At 70.0% G+C, this 16,834-nt stretch carries 12 protein-coding genes; 10 read left to right on the top strand and 2 right to left on the bottom strand.

Features of this window, described 5'->3' with window-relative positions:
• The first annotated feature begins 82 nt into the window (after positions 1 to 82).
• The 9 genes from ACFCY7_RS06580 to ACFCY7_RS06540 all read left to right on the top strand — a co-directional run bounded on the left by ACFCY7_RS06580 (position 83) and on the right by ACFCY7_RS06540 (position 11,899).
• Positions 83 to 1,012, top strand: a complete 930-nt coding sequence (locus tag ACFCY7_RS06580) for a carbohydrate ABC transporter permease (protein WP_367821257.1) — start codon at positions 83 to 85, stop codon at positions 1,010 to 1,012.
• On the top strand, positions 1,012 to 1,971 hold the full coding sequence (locus ACFCY7_RS06575) for a carbohydrate ABC transporter permease (RefSeq protein WP_376481897.1): 960 nt from the start codon (positions 1,012 to 1,014) through the stop codon (positions 1,969 to 1,971). The genes ACFCY7_RS06580 and ACFCY7_RS06575 overlap by 1 nt, the downstream gene beginning before the upstream one ends.
• 173 nt (positions 1,972 to 2,144) lie before the next feature.
• Positions 2,145 to 3,356 carry an ROK family protein gene (locus ACFCY7_RS06570; protein ID WP_376481895.1) on the top strand — a complete coding sequence of 404 codons (1,212 nt, stop codon included), beginning with the start codon at positions 2,145 to 2,147 and terminating at the stop codon, positions 3,354 to 3,356.
• Positions 3,357 to 3,478: 122 nt separating this feature from the next.
• Entirely contained in the window at positions 3,479 to 4,543 is a 1,065-nt protein-coding gene (locus ACFCY7_RS06565; protein WP_376481893.1) for a sugar ABC transporter substrate-binding protein, read from the top strand.
• A gap of 302 nt (positions 4,544 to 4,845) precedes the next feature.
• Positions 4,846 to 5,634: an ATP-binding cassette domain-containing protein gene (locus ACFCY7_RS06560; RefSeq protein ID WP_376481891.1), complete on the top strand. Its 789-nt coding sequence runs from the start codon at positions 4,846 to 4,848 to the stop codon at positions 5,632 to 5,634.
• Positions 5,631 to 6,932, top strand: coding sequence for a sugar ABC transporter permease (locus tag ACFCY7_RS06555; protein WP_376481890.1), 1,302 nt, complete (start codon positions 5,631 to 5,633; stop codon positions 6,930 to 6,932). The genes ACFCY7_RS06560 and ACFCY7_RS06555 overlap by 4 nt, the downstream gene beginning before the upstream one ends.
• A 232-nt stretch (positions 6,933 to 7,164) precedes the next feature.
• The gene (dxs, locus tag ACFCY7_RS06550; RefSeq protein ID WP_376481888.1) at positions 7,165 to 9,084 is read left to right on the top strand and encodes a 1-deoxy-D-xylulose-5-phosphate synthase; all 1,920 of its coding nucleotides are present in this window, start codon (positions 7,165 to 7,167) and stop codon (positions 9,082 to 9,084) included.
• Positions 9,085 to 9,203: 119 nt separating this feature from the next.
• Complete coding sequence (locus tag ACFCY7_RS06545) at positions 9,204 to 10,718, top strand: amino acid permease (RefSeq protein ID WP_376481887.1); 1,515 nt, start codon at positions 9,204 to 9,206, stop codon at positions 10,716 to 10,718.
• Between the two features lie 101 nt (positions 10,719 to 10,819).
• On the top strand, positions 10,820 to 11,899 hold the full coding sequence (locus ACFCY7_RS06540) for a hypothetical protein (RefSeq protein ID WP_376481886.1): 1,080 nt from the start codon (positions 10,820 to 10,822) through the stop codon (positions 11,897 to 11,899).
• 78 nt (positions 11,900 to 11,977) lie between these two features.
• Here ACFCY7_RS06540 and ACFCY7_RS06535 read toward each other — a convergent pair whose 3' ends face one another.
• Together ACFCY7_RS06535 and ACFCY7_RS06530 are read right to left on the bottom strand one after the other, a co-directional pair.
• The gene (locus ACFCY7_RS06535; RefSeq protein WP_376481885.1) at positions 11,978 to 14,116 is read right to left on the bottom strand and encodes a 3-hydroxyacyl-CoA dehydrogenase NAD-binding domain-containing protein; all 2,139 of its coding nucleotides are present in this window, start codon (positions 14,114 to 14,116) and stop codon (positions 11,978 to 11,980) included.
• Entirely contained in the window at positions 14,113 to 15,327 is a 1,215-nt protein-coding gene (locus ACFCY7_RS06530) for an acetyl-CoA C-acyltransferase (RefSeq protein WP_367821244.1), read from the bottom strand. Before ACFCY7_RS06530 ends, ACFCY7_RS06535 begins: the two co-directional genes overlap by 4 nt.
• A 308-nt stretch (positions 15,328 to 15,635) precedes the next feature.
• Between ACFCY7_RS06530 and ACFCY7_RS06525 the strand changes: the two genes are divergently transcribed.
• Positions 15,636 to 16,757 (top strand): alpha/beta fold hydrolase, encoded by a 1,122-nt coding sequence (locus ACFCY7_RS06525; protein WP_376481884.1) that lies wholly within the window; start codon positions 15,636 to 15,638, stop codon positions 16,755 to 16,757.
• Positions 16,758 to 16,834 lie beyond the last annotated feature (77 nt).

The raw sequence follows: 16,834 nt of genomic DNA, 5'->3' as shown, positions 1-16,834 counted from the left end.
CCCGCCGACCGGGAGCGGGCCCCGGCCCCCTCGCGCGCAGCACCAGCGGCGCGCCTCCGCGGGAAGATCGGGGTCGGTAGGAATGCAACACGGCAAGTACCGTTTCATCGTGGGGTTCCTGGCGGCCCCCCTCGCGCTCTACGTGCTCTTCGTCATCTGGCCGTTCATCCAGTCCATCTACTACTCCTTCACGGACTGGACCGGACTGAGTCCCGAATTCGGGATGGTCGGATTCGACAACTACAGCAGAATGCTGGACGACGAGATCTTCTGGAAATCGCTCCAGCACAGTCTGACCTTCGCGGTGGTGCTGCCGCTGGTGACCGTCGGTCTCGCGCTGTTCTTCGCCTTCATGCTCAATGTCGGCGGTCGGCGCCGCAGGGGGGCGGCCATCGCGGGCGTGCGTGGTTCGTCCTTCTACAAAATCGTGTACTTCTTCCCGCAGGTGCTGTCGATCGCGATCGTGGCGCTGCTCTTCCAGTTCGCGTACAACCCGAATAGCGGAGCGATCAATTCCGTACTGAAGGGGGTCGGACTCGGAAGCGTCCAGCCGGACTGGCTCGGCGATCCGGATCTCGCCCTCATCTGCGTCATGGTGGTTCTCGTCTGGTCCACCGTCGGATTCTTCGTCGTCCTCTTCTCGGCCGGCATGGCGTCCATTCCGAGGGATTTCTACGAGGCCGCGCTGCTCGACGGGGCGAACCGCTTCACCACGTTCTTCAAGATCACCCTGCCGCTGCTCTGGGACACCGTGCAGTCCGGCTGGATCTACATGGGCATCCTCGCGCTGGGCGCGGAGTCCTTCGCCGTCGTCCAGATCATGACCGTCGGCCCCAACGGCGGCGGGCCCGACTACTCCACCATCGTCATGCCGCTGTACGTGTACCAGAAGGCATTCCGGGACGGTCAGGCCGCCTACGCAACGACCATCGGTGTCGCGCTCCTCCTCGTCACGCTCGCCTTCGCGGCCGTCGTGATGAAGCTGGGCCGGCGCGAGCGGCTGGAGTTCTGATGAAGACGACCGACACTGCCTCCGCCGGCGTCGAGGACCCGTCCGGCTCCCCGGCCGGCCCGGGCCTGACGCTCGGCAAGACCTCGGCCCCGGCCTCCGCCGAGCGCTCCGGGGGAGCCAAGGCTTCGAAGGGCGACGGCGCGACCCTCAACGTCTTCTCGCACGGGATGCTGATCGTCTGGGCGATCATGGTCGTCATGCCGCTGCTGTGGGCGGTCATGACCTCCTTCAAGACCGACCGGGCGATCTTCACCTCGCCGTGGTCGCTCCCGGACAAGCTGCACTTCGAGAACTGGTCGCGCGCCTGGACCGAGGCGCACATGGGCGACTACTTCCTGAACACCGTCCTGGTGGTCGCCGGATCGCTGGTCGGCACGCTCCTGCTCGGCTCGATGGCGGCCTACGTGCTGGCCCGCTTCGACTTCCCGGGCAACCGCTTCATCTACTTCCTCTTCATCGGCGGGATGAGCTTCCCGATCATCCTCGCCCTGGTGCCGCTGTTCTACGTGATGCAGAACATGGCCCTGCTGAACACGCTGCACGGCCTGATCCTCGTCTACATCGCGTACTCGCTGCCGTTCACCGTCTTCTTCCTCACCGCCTTCTTCCGCACGCTGCCGACCTCGGTCGCGGAAGCGGCCTTCGTGGACGGCGCCTCGCACACCCGGACCTTCTTCCAGGTGATGCTGCCGATGGCCAAGCCCGGCCTCATCAGCGTCGGCATCTTCAACTTCCTCGGCCAGTGGAACCAGTACCTGCTGCCGACCGTGCTCAACACCGAGCCGGAGAAGAAGGTGCTCTCCCAGGGCCTCGTCCAGCTGGCCGTCAGCCAGGGCTACAAGGGCGACTGGTCAGGGCTCTTCGCCGGCCTGGTGATGGCGATGCTCCCCGTCCTCGCGGCCTACATCGTCTTCCAGCGGCAGGTGGTGGCCGGTCTGACGGCCGGCGCCGTGAAGTAAGTCGTGAAGTAACCCGTATCGCGGTCCCCAGGGCCCCCGGCGCACCCCGCGCCGGGGGCCCTTCGCGTCGTGTGACCCGTACCGTCGGCAACTCAAGGTCTTGACGGGGAGCAAGCCGAAAGCGTCCCCTTAGAGTTCACATGTTGGAGAAAACGGTGGGAGTGAGTGAGTCGATGGAGACTCCGGGGTCGCAGACGTCTCTGCACAGGGCCAATCTCGAACGGGTCGTCCGGGCGGTGCGCATGGCCGGCTCGCTCACCCAGGCGGAGATCGCCAGGGCGACGGGCCTCTCGGCCGCCACGGTCTCCAACATCGTGCGGGAGCTGAAGGACGGCGGGACCGTCGAGGTCACGCCCACCTCCGCGGGGGGCCGCCGGGCCCGCAGCGTCTCGCTCTCCGGTGACGCCGGCATCGTCATCGGCGTCGACTTCGGCCACACCCACCTCCGGGTCGCGGTGGGCAACCTCGCCCACCAGGTCCTCGCCGAGGAGTCCGAGCCGCTCGACGTCGACGCCTCCGCCGCCGAGGGCTTCGACCGGGCGGAACAGCTGGTCAACCGGCTGATCCAGGCCACCGGCATCGGCCGGGACAAGGTCATCGGCGTGGGTCTCGGCGTGCCGGGCCCCATCGACGTGTCCTCCGGGACCCTCGGCTCGACGTCGATCCTGCCGGGGTGGAGCGGCATCAATCCGGCCGAGGAGCTGTCCGGCCGGCTCGGCGTGCCCGTGCACGTCGACAACGACGCCAACCTCGGCGCGCTGGGCGAGCTGGTCTGGGGGAGCGGCCGGGGCGTCAAGGACCTGGCGTACATCAAGGTGGCCAGCGGCGTCGGCGCCGGCCTGGTGATCGACGGCCGGGTCTACCGGGGTCCGGGCGGCACCGCGGGCGAGATCGGGCACATCACGCTGGACGAGTCGGGGCCGGTCTGCCGCTGCGGCAACCGGGGCTGCCTGGAGACCTTCACGGCCGCCCGCTACGTCCTGCCGCTGCTCCAGCCGAGCCACGGCCCCGATCTGACCATGGAGCGGGTGGTCCAGCTGGCCCGGGAGGGCGACCCCGGCTGCCGCCGCGTGATCGCCGACGTCGGCCGGCACATCGGCAGCGGCATCGCCAACCTCTGCAATCTCCTGAACCCGAGCCGCGTGGTGCTCGGCGGCGACCTCGCGGAGGCCGGTGAGCTGGTCCTGGCGCCCATCAGGGACTCCGTCTCGCGGTACGCGATCCCCAGTGCCGCCCGTCAGCTCTCGCTGGCCCAGGGGGCCTTGGGCGGCCGCGCCGAAGTGCTCGGCGCGCTGGCCCTCGTCCTGAGCGAGATGGGTGATTCGTCCCTGTTGGAGAGTGCGCTGCCCACGGCCGCTCCGGTCTCCCGGCTTGCCTTCACTTAGATAACGAACACCACCGTTGTCATCTCGTTAAGAATTTACTTCTTGACGACAACGTTGCGGCCGAGTTGACTTCGGGACACCTCGGCCGCAACGTCGCGGCCTCGTCAGGGAGGCAACCTCACATGAACGCAGTGACGCGTCGTGCCGTCATAGCAACGGCCGCGGTCTCGATGGCTCTCACGCTCGGCGCCTGTGGCAAGGCCGGCGGCGACGACAGCGGGGACAAGGGCAGCTCGACCAAGATCGGTCTGCTCCTCCCCGAGAACAAGACCTCGCGCTACGAGGCGCTGGACAAGCCGCAGTTCGAGAAGGCCGTCAAGGCCGCCTGCGGCGACTGCGAGATCGTGTACAACAACGCGGTCTCCGACGTCGTGAAGCAGAAGCAGCAGTTCGACCAGCTGATCGCCGACGGCGTCAAGGTCATCGCCCTCGACCCGGTGGACGCCGAGAAGGCCGCGGGCTGGGTCAAGGACGCGAAGGCCAAGGGCGTCAAGGTCGTCGCGTACGACCGTGCCGTCGCGGGCGCCGACGCCTACGTCAGCCACGACAACAACAAGGTCGGCGAGCTCCAGGGCCAGGCCCTGCTGACCGCCCTCGGCGCCAAGGCGGCCTCCGCCAACGTCGTGATGATCAACGGCGACGAGAAGGACCCGAACGCCGGTCTCTTCAAGAAGGGCGCCCACACCGCGCTCGACGGCAAGGTCGGCAAGATCGCCTACGAGGCCTCCGGCGAGTGGGACCCGAAGATCGCCGGCGAGAAGATGGCCGCCGCCATCTCCTCGGTCGGCAAGGACAAGATCGGCGCGGTCTACTCCGCCAACGACGGCATGGCCGGCGGCATCATCACCTCCCTCGAGAACGCCGGCATCAAGGGCATCCCGGTGGGTGGCCAGGACGCCGAGGTCGCGGGCATCCAGCGCATCATCGCCGGTACGCAGACCTTCACCATCTACAAGTCGCCGCTCCAGCTGGCCCCCGAGGCCGCCAAGTTCGCGGTGAACCTGCTCCAGGGCAAGGACCTCGGTGCCCAGGGCGCCACCGACGGCGTGCCGTCGACGCTCTTCGCCCCGGTCGTGGTCGACAAGACCAACATCCAGTCCACGGTGGTCCAGGACGGCATCTACAAGGCCGCCGACCTCTGCACGGCGGACCTCGCCGCCAAGTGCACCGAGCTGGGCATCAAGTAGTCCCTGCCCCACCCCGCCGGGCCCCCGAAGGTCCGGCCCCCGGATCCCGCCGACGGGCGCGCGGAGAGCGCTCTCGGGAGCGAGTCGCCACCGGCCGCGTGCACAGGGTGAACACCCCGTGATCACCCGGCGTACGGCCGGCCGGCGCCGCTCGGCGAACGGATCCGTCCCCCAAGCCCGTCCGGTCCCCGGCCGACCCAGACCCCGCTGTCGGTCCGGGGGCCGGACGAGCCCAGCCCCCCTCGAAACTTCGGCGCTGCACCGGCGGCGCGACATGCCGCCGCCCGCGGGCGGCGAAGGAGTTGGTTCACGTGTCCCAGACGCCCGTGCTGGCGTTGCGCGGGATCTTCAAGCGGTTCGGAGCGGTTCAGGTCCTCTCCGGTGTCGATCTCGAAGTCCACGCAGGAGAGGTCGTCGCGCTCGTCGGCGACAACGGAGCGGGAAAGTCCACGCTGGTCAAGACCATCGCGGGCGTGCACCCCATCGACGAGGGCGTCATCGAGTGGGAGGGCGAGCAGGTCGAGATCCAGCGGCCGCACGACTCCCAGAACCTCGGTGTCGCGACCGTCTACCAGGACCTCGCGCTCTGCGACAACCTCGACGTCGTCGCCAACCTGTTCCTCGGCCGCGAGATCAAGAAGGGCGGCGTCCTCGACGAGGTCGCCATGGAGAAGCGGGCCAAGGACCTCCTCTCCACGCTCTCCATCCGCATCCCCAGCGTCCGCATCCCCGTCGCCGCCCTCTCCGGCGGCCAGCGGCAGGTCGTCGCCATCGCCCGCGCCCTGGTCGGCAACCCCAAGATCGTGATCCTGGACGAGCCGACCGCCGCCCTCGGCGTCGAGCAGACCGCCCAGGTCCTCGACCTGGTCGAGCGGCTGCGCGAGCAGGGCCTCGGCGTCATCCTCATCAGCCACAACATGGCCGACGTCAAGGCCGTCGCCGACACCGTCGCGGTGCTCCGCCTGGGCCGCAACAACGGCACCTTCCCGGTCGCCACCACCACGCACGAAGAGATCATCGCCGCGATCACCGGTGCCACGGACAACGCCGTGACCCGCCGTCAGGCCCGCAACGCGGAGGCAGCGAAGTGAGCAACCCCCCTTCCACCGCGAGCGACCAGGCCGCCGTGCCCGACCCCCGCACCGGCGACGAGGCCCCGGCCGCCGCCGCGATCCCCGCCGTCGACCCCCGCCTCCTCGTCCGCGAGCAGGGCTTCAAGGGATACGTCGACGAGTTCAAGCGCAAGATCCGCTCCGGCGAGATCGGCTCGCTGCCGGTCGTCATCGGCCTGATCGTCATCGGCGTCGTCTTCCAGGCGCTCACCGGCAACTTCATCACCTCGTACAACCTCGACCAGATCACGCTGTACGCGGTCGGCCCCGGCATCATGGCCGTCGGCATCGTCTTCGTCCTGCTGCTCGGCGAGATCGACCTCGCCGTCGGCTCCGTGGCGGGTCTGGCCGGCTCGGTCTGGGGCGTCCTCGGCACGGACATGCCGGACGGCCTCGCGATCCTCCTCGGCATCCTCTCCGGCACCCTCCTCGGCGCCTTCCACGGCCTGGTCTTCGCCAAGATCGGCGTGCCCGCCTTCGTGGTCACCCTCGCCGGCTTCCTCGGCTGGGCCGGTCTGCAGACCTGGGTGATGGGCGACAAGTCCACCATCCCGACGCCGATCGGCAGCTTCGTCGGCGACCTCACCAAGTACTACTTCGCCGACGTCGCCGCCGCCTACGGCCTCGCCGTGGTCGTCGTCGCCGCCTTCTACCTGGCCCAGCTGCGCGACTCCCGCCGCCGCAAGGCCGCCGAGCTGCCGCACCGCCCGCAGAGCGAGATCGTCCTGCGCACCGCCGTCCTCGCGGTCCTGGTCCTCGTCGCCGCCTACGGCTTCAACCAGGAGCAGGGCCTCCCGCTCTCCCTGGTGATCTTCCTGCTGATCCTGCTCGTCACCGACTTCGTGCTCCGCCGCACCACCTACGGCCGCCAGGTCTTCGCGGTCGGCGGCGGCATCGAGGCCGCGCGCCGCGCCGGCATCAACGTGTCGTGGATCCGCATCTCGGTGTTCATGATCTCCGGCACCATGGGCGCCATCGGCGGTCTGTTCCTCGCCTCCGCGACCGGCGGCGCCGACCGCTCCCTCGGCGGCGGCAACCAGCTCATGATGTGCATCGCCGCCGCCGTCATCGGCGGTACGTCCCTGTTCGGCGGACGCGGCAAGGTCTGGTCGGCGCTCCTGGGCATCCTGGTCATCCAGTCGATCGTCCAGGGCCTCAACCAGATGAACCTGTCCTCGAACGCGATCCAGTACATGATCACCGGCGCGGTCCTGCTCATCGCCGTCATCATCGACTCGGTCTCCCGCAAGACGCAGAAGACGGCGGGACGCGCCTAGGGACCCCGTCCCGCGCGCGTAACGCTCGCCACACCGCCCGGCGCCGCGAAACCGGCGCCGGGCACTGCTGCGTCCGGAGCAGTGCCCGGACGCGCACGGAGCCGTACAGATCAGCGGGATGTCGGCCGTGAGGGTGACGCCTGACCCCCCGGCCCGATGCCCACGATCCAAGACGGAACATTAGACTCGACAAATCGGCAAGCTCGACCAGCTCAAACGCAAGGAGGCACGGGTGGCTCTGCTGACCCGTATCAGGGGACCGCGAGATCTGGACCGGCTCTCCCCGGAACAGCTGGACCAGCTGGCCGACGAGATCAGGACGTTCCTCGTGGACGCCGTCTCCAAGACCGGCGGGCACCTCGGCCCCAACCTCGGCGTGGTCGAGCTGACCATCGCCCTGCACCGGGTGTTCGACTCCCCGAAGGACCGGGTCCTCTGGGACACCGGCCACCAGAGCTACGTCCACAAGCTCCTCACCGGACGCCAGGACTTCTCGAAGCTCAAGATGAAGGGCGGCCTCTCCGGCTACCCGTCGCAGGCAGAGTCCGACCACGACGTGATCGAGAACTCGCACGCCTCGACCGTCCTCGGCTGGGCCGACGGCCTCGCCAAGGCGAACGAGGTCCTGAAGAAGGACGACCACGTCGTCGCCGTCATCGGCGACGGCGCGCTCACCGGCGGCATGGCCTGGGAGGCGCTGAACAACATCGCCGCCGCCAAGGACCGCCCGCTCGTCATCGTCGTCAACGACAACGAGCGCTCCTACGCGCCCACCATCGGGGGCCTCGCCAACCACCTGGCCACCCTGCGCACCACCGACGGCTACGAGCGCTTCCTCGCCCGCGGCAAGGACATCCTGGAGCGCACCCCGGTCGTCGGGAAGCCGCTCTACGAGACCCTGCACGGCGCCAAGAAGGGCCTCAAGGACTTCATCGCCCCGCAGGGCATGTTCGAAGACCTCGGCCTCAAGTACGTCGGCCCCATCGACGGCCACGACATCGAGGCCCTGGAGTCCGCCCTCACGCGCGCCAAGCGCTTCGGCGGCCCGGTCATCGTCCACTGCCTCACCGAGAAGGGCCGCGGCTACCAGCCCGCCCTCCAGGACGAGGCCGACCGCTTCCACGCCGTCGGCAAGATCCACCCCGACACCGGCCTGCCCATCGCCTCCTCCGGCGCCGACTGGACCTCGGTCTTCGGCGAGGAGATGGTGCAGCTCGGCAAGGAGCGCGCGGACATCGTCGCCATCACCGCGGCCATGCTCCAGCCCGTCGGCCTCGACAAGTTCGCCAAGGCCTTCCCCGAGCGGGTCTTCGACGTCGGCATCGCCGAGCAGCACGCGGCCGTCTCCGCGGCGGGCCTGGCCACCGGCGGCCTCCACCCGGTCTTCGCGGTCTACGCGACCTTCCTCAACCGCGCGTTCGACCAGGTCCTGATGGACGTGGCCCTGCACAAGTGCGGCGTCACCTTCGTCCTGGACCGGGCCGGCGTCACCGGCACCGACGGCGCCTCCCACAACGGCATGTGGGACATGTCGATCCTCCAGGTCGTGCCCGGCCTGCGGCTCGCCGCGCCGCGCGACGCCGACCAGGTCCGCGCCCAGCTGCGCGAGGCCGTCGAGGTCACCGACGCCCCCACCGTGGTCCGCTTCTCCAAGGGCGCGGTCGGCCCGGCGGTCCCCGCCCTGCGCCGCGTCGGCGGCATGGACGTGCTCCGCGAGCCCGGCAGCGACAGGCCGGACGTCCTCCTGGTCTCCGTGGGCGCCCTGGCCCCCATGTGCCTGGAGATCGCCGACCTCCTCGACCGGCACGGCATCTCCACCACGGTGGTCGACCCCCGCTGGGTCAAGCCCGTCGACGAGGCCCTCGCCCCGCTCGCCGAGCAGCACCGCGTGGTCGTCACCGTCGAGGACAACAGCCGCGTCGGCGGCGTCGGCTCGGCCGTCGCCCAGGCGTTGCGCGACGCCGGCGTCGACGTACCGCTGCGTGACTTCGGCATCCCGCCGCGCTTCCTCGACCACGCCTCCCGCGGCGAGGTCATGGCCGAGATCGGGCTGACCGCCCCGGACATCGCCCGCCAGGTCACCGGTCTGGTCTCCCGGCTCGACGGACGGTTCGAGAGCAGCGCGCAGGCCGTGGAGCCCGCCCGCGACTGACGTCCGCCGTCACCCCGCGTCACCCTTGGGCCGGTCGGATCACTCTTCGGAGTGCCGACCGGCCCTTTCGCGTGCATTCTGACCACAGGGCGGGCAGCCCCATGGCAGGAGGTACGACGGTGAGTACGGACCAGCAGCCACGCGCGAACAGCGGCGTGTTCCGGACCAAGTCGGTCGAGCAGTCCATCCGCGACACGGAGGAGCCGGAGCACGCGCTCCGGAAATCCCTGTCCGCCTGGGACCTGACCGTCTTCGGCGTCGGCGTCATCATCGGCACCGGCATCTTCGTGCTCACGGGCAAGGTCGCCAAGGAGAACGCGGGCCCGGCCACCGCGCTCGCCTTCGTCGCGGCCGGCATCGTGTGCGCCCTCGCCGCCCTCTGCTACGCCGAGTTCGCCTCGACGGTGCCGGTGGCGGGATCCGCGTACACCTTCGCGTACGCCTCCATCGGCGAGCTGCCGGCCTGGATCATCGGCTGGGACCTCGTCCTGGAGTTCGCCCTGGGCACGGCGGTGGTCGCCGTCGGCTGGTCCGGCTACGTGCGCTCGCTGATGGACAACATCGGCTGGCACCTACCCGCCGCGCTGGAAGGCCCCGACGCGAGCGGCGGCACCTTCGACATCCTGGCGTTCCTGCTCGTCCTCGTGCTGACCGTGGTCCTCGTCCTGGGCATGAAGCTGTCCGCCCGGATCACCGCGGTCGTCGTGGCGATCAAGGTCACCGTCGTCATGATCGTGATCGTCGCCGGCCTGTTCTTCATCGTCGGCGACAACTACAAGCCGTTCATCCCGCCGGCCGTGACCCCGGAGGGCGGCGGCGACAACTGGAACTCGCCGCTCGTCCAGCTGATCTTCGGCTACGAGCCGACGAACTTCGGCGTCATGGGCATCTTCACCGCCGCCTCGGTCGTCTTCTTCGCCTTCATCGGCTTCGACGTCGTCGCCACGGCCGCCGAGGAGACCAAGCTGCCGCAGCGGGACATGCCCCGGGGCATCCTCGGCTCGCTCCTCATCTGCACCGTGCTCTACGTGGCCGTGGCCCTCGTCGTCACCGGCATGCAGCACTACACCGAGCTCTCGGTGAGCGCCCCGCTCGCCGACGCCTTCAAGGCGGCCGGGCATCCCTTCTACGCGGGCGTGATCAGCTTCGGCGCCGCCGTCGGCCTCACCACGGTCTGTCTGATCCTGCTCCTCGGCCAGACCCGCGTCTTCTTCGCGATGAGCCGCGACGGACTGCTGCCCCGCTTCTTCTCCGTCACGCACCCGCGCTTCAGGACGCCGTACCGGCCGACGATCCTGCTCGGCGGGATCATCGCGATCGTCGCCGGCTTCACCAGCATCAACGAGCTCGCGACCCTGGTGAACATCGGCACGCTCTTCGCCTTCGTCGTGGTCGCCGTCGGCGTCATGGTGCTCCGCCGCACCCGCCCCGACCTCCCGCGCGCCTTCCGCACCCCGTGGGTGCCGGTGCTGCCGATCATCTCCATCGCGGCCTCGTTCTGGCTGATGCTCAACCTGCCGGGCGAGACCTGGTTCCGGTTCGCCGTGTGGATGCTGATCGGCTTCGTCGTGTACTTCCTGTACGGGCGCAGTCACAGCCGGCTCGGACGCATGGGCAAGGACGCGATGTACTGAGCGGAAGACACCGAAGGCGCGGAAGGGGGCGTTCGGGAGGGCGACTACAGTCGGCTCGTACCCCCGAACTCCTTCCGACGACCGGAGTGCTGGATCCCCTCATGGCGAATCGATCCCAGGTCCCCGCAGCCCGTTCCCACGGCGCCTCCACCGCCCCCCTGCTCCAGGGCTCCTGGCTGACCAGGGGGGAGGAGGGGCGGTTCAGCGCCTATCTGCCCCGGGACGGGGAAGTGGTGCGCTGGACCGAGGAGCCCGGTGGCCGCTGGAGCGGCCCCGTCTCGCTCGGCGGCGACGGACTGACCCCGTTCCTCGCGGTCGGCCAGGGACCGGACCGCTACGTCCACCTCGTCGGCCTGCGGCCCACCGCCGGCGGCGAGGGGCACGTCGAGCTGGTGCACTGCGTCCAGTTCCAGACGGGCCGCCCGGCGGCCCCCTGGCGCCCGATCGGGCACTCGAACGGCAAGGGGCCCTGGACGGGCAACCCGGCCGTCGCCGTGGACGCCCAGGGCCGCGCGTACGCCTTCGTCCGCAACGGGGGCGGCGGACTCAGCGTGCGGGCCCAGAAGGACGCCGGCGGCTGGCACCCCTGGTGGGACCTGCACGGCTGGGGCACCGACCCCTCCCCGGTCGCCGTCCGCAACGGCGAGGGGCGCGTCGAGCTCCTCACGGCGACCGACAAGGGCCTGCTCCGCTACGTCCAGGAGGAGTCCGGCGGCCGCCCCGTCCGCAAGGACGTCCTGCCCGCCGACGTCACCTTCGGCACCCTCGCGGCGGTCACCGGCCCCTCCGGCCACGCGACGCTGTTCTACGTCGACCGGGCCGGCCAGGTCCGTGCCTGGTCGGCCGGGCGCGACCTGGAGCCGACGGTCATCGGCGAGGCGGTCGGCACCGGCCGGCTCGCCGCCGCCACCTGCCTCGTCGACGGCGTCGAGACCACGGTCCTCGCCCGGCAGTCCGCCGGCGGCCGGCTCGCCGTCGCCTCCTACCCGAGCGAGCGCGAACCCGAGGCGCTCACCTGGTCGGAGCACGGGGACCCGCAGGCCTCCCTCGACACCGTCCTCACCCGCGGCGCCGACGGACGCCTGGTCGCGATGGCCCTGGCCGGCGGCGGTGCGCCGATCGCCACCCGCCAGAAGGAGGCGGCGGGGCTGCACCTGGAGGGCTGGCGCTCCATAGGGTGACCACCCCCCCCCGAACGAACGGGAACGGCCCCGGCACCTGGAGAAGGTGCCGGGGCCGTACGCGTACGTCCTGAGGTGTTACGCCGGGACGCTCGCCACGCCCTGGGCGAGGAAACGCTTGCCGTTGACGCGCTCGGAGACGCCCTCGCGGTCCAGGTACGGCGTGATGCCGCCCAGGTGGAAGGGCCAGCCCGCGCCGGTGATCAGGCAGAGGTCGATGTCCTGCGCCTCGGCGACGACACCCTCCTCCAGCATCAGGCCGATCTCCTGCGCCACCGCGTCCAGGACGCGGTCGCGGACCTGCTCCTCGGTCAGGACGGAGTCGCCCTGGACGAGGAGGGCGGCGACCTCCGGGTCGAGCTCCGGCTTGAAGCCGTTCTCGGCGTTGTAGACGTAGAAGCCGCGCTTGCCGGCCTCGACGACGCGCTTGAGGTTCGGCGAGACGGTGAAGCGCTCCGGGAAGGAGCGGTTCAGGGTCTCGGAGACGTGCAGGCCGATGGCCGGGCCCACGAGCTCCAGGAGCACCAGCGGGGACATCGGCAGACCGAGCGGCTCGATGGCCTTCTCGGCCGTCTCGACCGAGGTGCCCTCGTCGATGACGTTCTGGATCTCGCCCATGAAGCGGGTCAGGATGCGGTTCACGACGAACGCCGGGGCGTCCTTGGTGAGGACCGCGGTCTTCTTCAGCTTCTTGGCGACACCGAACGCGGTGGCCAGCGAGGCGTCGTCCGTCTTCTCGCCGCGGACGATCTCCAGGAGCGGGAGGATCGCGACCGGGTTGAAGAAGTGGAAGCCGACCACGCGCTCCGGGTGCCGGAGCTGGGAGGCCATCTCCGAGACGGACAGCGAGGAGGTGTTGGTGGCGAGGATCGCGTGCGCCGGGGCGACCGCCTCGACCTCCGCGAACACCTTCTGCTTGACGGACATCTCCTCGAACACGGCCTCGATGATGAAGTCCGCGTCCGCGAAGCCCGCGGCCTTGTCCAGGACGCCGGAGACCAGGCCCTTGAGGCGGTTGGCCTTGTCCTGGTTGATGCGGCCCTTGCCGAGCAGCTTCTCGATCTCGGCGTGGACGTAGCCCACGCCCTTGTCGACGCGCTCCTGGTCGATGTCGGTCAGGACGACCGGCACCTCCAGGCGGCGCAGGAAGAGCAGGGCGAGCTGGGAGGCCATCAGACCGGCGCCGACGACACCGACCTTGGTGACCGGGCGGGCCAGCGACTTGTCCGGCGCGCCGGCGGGGCGCTTGCCGCGCTTCTGCACCAGGTTGAAGGCGTAGATGCCGGAGCGGAGCTCGCCGCCCATGATCAGGTCCGCGAGGGCCTGGTCCTCGGCGTCGAAGCCCTTCTGCAGGTCCCCGTCCTTGGCGGCCTCGATGATGTCGAGGGCGCGGTAGGCGGCCGGGGCGGCGCCGTGCACCTTGGAGTCGGCGACGAGGCGGCCCTTGGCGACGGCCTGGTCCCAGGCCTCGCCGCGGTCGACCTCGGGGCGCTCGACGGTCACGGAGCCGTTCAGGACGGAGGCCGTCCAGATCAGCGACTGCTCCAGGAAGTCCGCGCCCTCGAACAGCGCGTCGGCGATGCCGAGCTCGAAGACCTGCTTGCCCTTGAGCTGGCGGTTCTGGTTCAGCGAGTTCTCGATGATGACCGAGACGGCCTTCTCCGCGCCGATCAGGTTCGGCAGGATGGCGCAGCCGCCCCAGCCGGGCACCAGGCCGAGGAAGACCTCGGGCAGCGAGAAGGCCGGCAGGGCCTTCGACACGGTGCGGTAGGTGCAGTGCAGACCGACCTCGACGCCGCCGCCCATGGCCGCGCCGTTGTAGTACGCGAAGGTCGGCACGGCGAGCGCGGACAGACGCTTGAAGACGTCGTGGCCGCCCTTGCCGATGGCGAGCGCCTCGTCGTGCTTCTTCAGCAGCTCGACGCCCTTGAGGTCGGCGCCGACGGCGAAGATGAACGGCTTGCCGGTGAGGCCGACGCCGGTGATCTCACCGTTCGCGGCCTCGGCCTCGACCTGGTCGATCGCCGCGTTCAGGTTGGCGAGCGACTGCGGGCCGAAGGTGGTCGGCTTGGTGTGGTCGAAGCCGTTGTCCAGCGTGATCAGGGCGAACCGGCCCGCACCCGCGGGCAGTTCGAAGTGCCGTACGTGGGCGCTGGTGACGACCTCGTCGGGGAAGAGCTCCGCGGCGCCCTTCAGAAGCTCGGCGGTGGTGCTCACTTGCCCTCCCAGTGGGGGTTTTCCCAGATGACCGTGGCGCCCATGCCGAAGCCGACGCACATCGTGTTGAGGCCGTAGCGGACCTGCGGGTTCTCCTCGAACTGGCGGGCCAGCTGCGTCATGAGCCGGACGCCGGAGGAGGCCAGCGGGTGACCGTAGGCGATGGCGCCGCCGTACTGGTTGACGCGGGCGTCGTCGTCGGCGATGCCGTAGTGCTCCAGGAACGCGAGGACCTGGACCGCGAAGGCCTCGTTGATCTCGAAGAGGTCGATGTCCTCGATCGACAGACCGGCCTTGGCGAGGGCCTTCTCGGTCGCCGGGATCGGGCCGTAGCCCATGACCTCGGGCTCGACGCCGGCGAAGGCGTACGAGACGAGGCGCATCTTCACCGGGAGGTCGTGCTCGCGGGCGAAGTCCTCGGAGGCGATGATCGAGGCGGTGGCGCCGTCGTTCAGGCCGGCCGCGTTGCCCGCGGTGACGTTGCCGTGGACGCGGAACGGCGTCTTCAGGTTGGCCAGCGACTCCAGGGTGGTGCCCGGGCGCATCGGCTCGTCGGCGGTGACCAGGCCCCAGCCGGTCTCGCCGGTGGAAGCGTCGGTGCGGCGCACCGAGATCGGCACCAGGTCCTGCTGGATCTTGCCGTCGGCGTACGCCTTGGCGGCCTTCTCCTGCGAGCGCACGGCGTACTCGTCGGCGCGCTGCTTGGTGATGCTCGGGTAGCGGTCGTGCAGGTTCTCGGCGGTCATGCCCATGAACAGGGCGGACTCGTCGACCAGCTTCTCGCTGACGAACCGCGGGTTCGGGTCGACGCCCTCGCCCATGGGGTGGCGGCCCATGTGCTCGACGCCACCGGCGATGACGGCGTCGTACGCGCCGAAGGCGATCGAACCGGCGACGCTGGTCACGGCGGTGAGGGCACCGGCGCACATGCGGTCGATGGAGTAGCCCGGCACCGACTGCGGCAGCCCGGCGAGGATGCCCGCCGTGCGGCCGAGGGTCAGACCCTGGTCACCGATCTGCGTGGTCGCGGCGATGGCGACCTCGTCGATCTTCGCGGGGTCGAGGCCGGGGTTGCGGCGCAGCAGCTCCCGGATGGCCTTGACGACGAGGTCGTCGGCGCGGGTCTCGTGGTAGATGCCCTTCGGGCCCGCCTTGCCGAACGGGGTGCGGACGCCGTCGACGAAGACGACGTCCCTGACGGTACGAGGCACGATGGCTCTCCTCCAGGGTGCGGGATGGCACTGCTGCGGCACACGCCTAAGCGTGCGCTTGCTCCACCCATGCTACTTGTGGGTAACCAAGCTGCCCAGCCCCTGGGCCCCAAGCGGTGAAGGTCACACCCCGAGGATGCCACCGGGCCGACCGCACGCCCCCCGCGTACGCCCGTCTGTTCGGACGGTCCCGCAACCCGATGGGCCCAGCGCGGCGGCCGTGTCGCGGCGCGGACGCCCGTCGGCGGGCGGAGTCTGGCACCGGCCCGGGGCACGAGGCTCCGGCCCCGCCCATGGAAAGGACTCCTATGGCGATCGTCACCACCGACCACGCAGTCCCCCACACGTCCACCGTCCCCGCGAACGCCGGCCTGCCGGTCGAGCTCTTCGTACGGGAGCGGCGCAACACGTCCGACACCGGGCCGCGCGTTCCGGTCCTCATGCTCCACGGCCGGAGCGTCCCGGTGCTGGCCGGCTTCGACCTCCAGCACGAGTCGTACAGCTGGGCCGAGGCGCTGGCGAAAGCCGGCTACGACGTCTTCATGATGGATCTCCAGGGGTCGGGTCGCTCCCCGCGCCCCAAGATGGACGACCCCCACAACGTCAACCCGGCCCAGCAGCCCCTGCTGACGCCGAGGCCGCCGGGATTCACGCCGGGCCCGCCGACCTATCCGTTCCAGCTGACCAACTCGAACAGCGACCGGGACGAACTGAACACCGTCGTGGAGTTCATCCGCGCCGAGTGCGGTGTGGACAAGGTCGCCTTCATCGGCTGGTCCGCCGCCGCGTTCACCATGGGACCGTACGCGGTCAACAACCCCGACAAGGTGTCGAGCCTGTTCCTGCTCGCGCCGATCTTCCCGCCCCTGGGAACGTCGAACCCGCCGACCACGCTGCCGGTGCCGGGCTTTCCGACCTTCATCGGCGGCAAGGCCGGATTCGACTCGGGCTGGTCCGCGGAGGCGCCCTGCGAGGGGCAGCGCGCACCCGGGATCGTCGACGTGGCCTGGGACGCGATCATGGCGAACGACCCGATCGGCAGCACGTGGGGACCCCCGACGGGGTTCAACCGGATCCGGAACTTCGTCCGGTGGGGATGGAACAACGCCACCGCGGCGCAGGGCGGGGTGCTCGGCGGCAGCGTGCCCGTGCTGATGGCGTACGGGGAGTACGACAAGCAGGTCAACACGTCGCCGCCCAACTCGAACCCGGAACTCAACTTCTCGGTCCCCGCGCTCTACGACGCCGTCGCGGGCCAGCACAAGCTGATGGTCAAGCTGGCGTGCGCGGGGCATTCGCTGGTGTGGGAGATGCAGCACAAGAACGTGCACAACCTCTCGAAGCACTGGCTCAAGCACCTCAAGGTCGACGGCAAGACCCAGGGCGTCTTCGACATGGACGTCAAGGGCACCATCAGCCCGGCCCCGTAGGCCGACAGGTCCCGTGAGCCGGTCCCGCGGGTCCGGACCCGCGGGGACGACGGAGCCCCCGGCCGCGCGCGCGGCCG

The sequence above is a fragment of the Streptomyces sp. NPDC056361 genome (assembly GCF_042262805.1).
GTDB lineage: Bacteria > Actinomycetota > Actinomycetes > Streptomycetales > Streptomycetaceae > Streptomyces.
The sequence above is the reverse complement of the archived record's forward strand: the minus strand, read 5'-3'. Positions and strand labels throughout refer to the sequence as shown.

Excerpts from the sequence above, each read along its gene's own strand:
- ACFCY7_RS06575 (WP_376481897.1), top strand. The coding sequence starts at position 1,012 with ATGAAGACGACCGACACTGCCTCCGCCGGCGTCGAGGACCCGTCCGGC.
- ACFCY7_RS06540 (WP_376481886.1), top strand. The coding sequence starts at position 10,820 with ATGGCGAATCGATCCCAGGTCCCCGCAGCCCGTTCCCACGGCGCCTCC.
- ACFCY7_RS06525 (WP_376481884.1), top strand. The coding sequence starts at position 15,636 with ATGGCGATCGTCACCACCGACCACGCAGTCCCCCACACGTCCACCGTC.
- ACFCY7_RS06565 (WP_376481893.1), top strand. The coding sequence starts at position 3,479 with ATGAACGCAGTGACGCGTCGTGCCGTCATAGCAACGGCCGCGGTCTCG.
- ACFCY7_RS06580 (WP_367821257.1), top strand. The coding sequence starts at position 83 with ATGCAACACGGCAAGTACCGTTTCATCGTGGGGTTCCTGGCGGCCCCC.
- ACFCY7_RS06570 (WP_376481895.1), top strand. The coding sequence starts at position 2,145 with ATGGAGACTCCGGGGTCGCAGACGTCTCTGCACAGGGCCAATCTCGAA.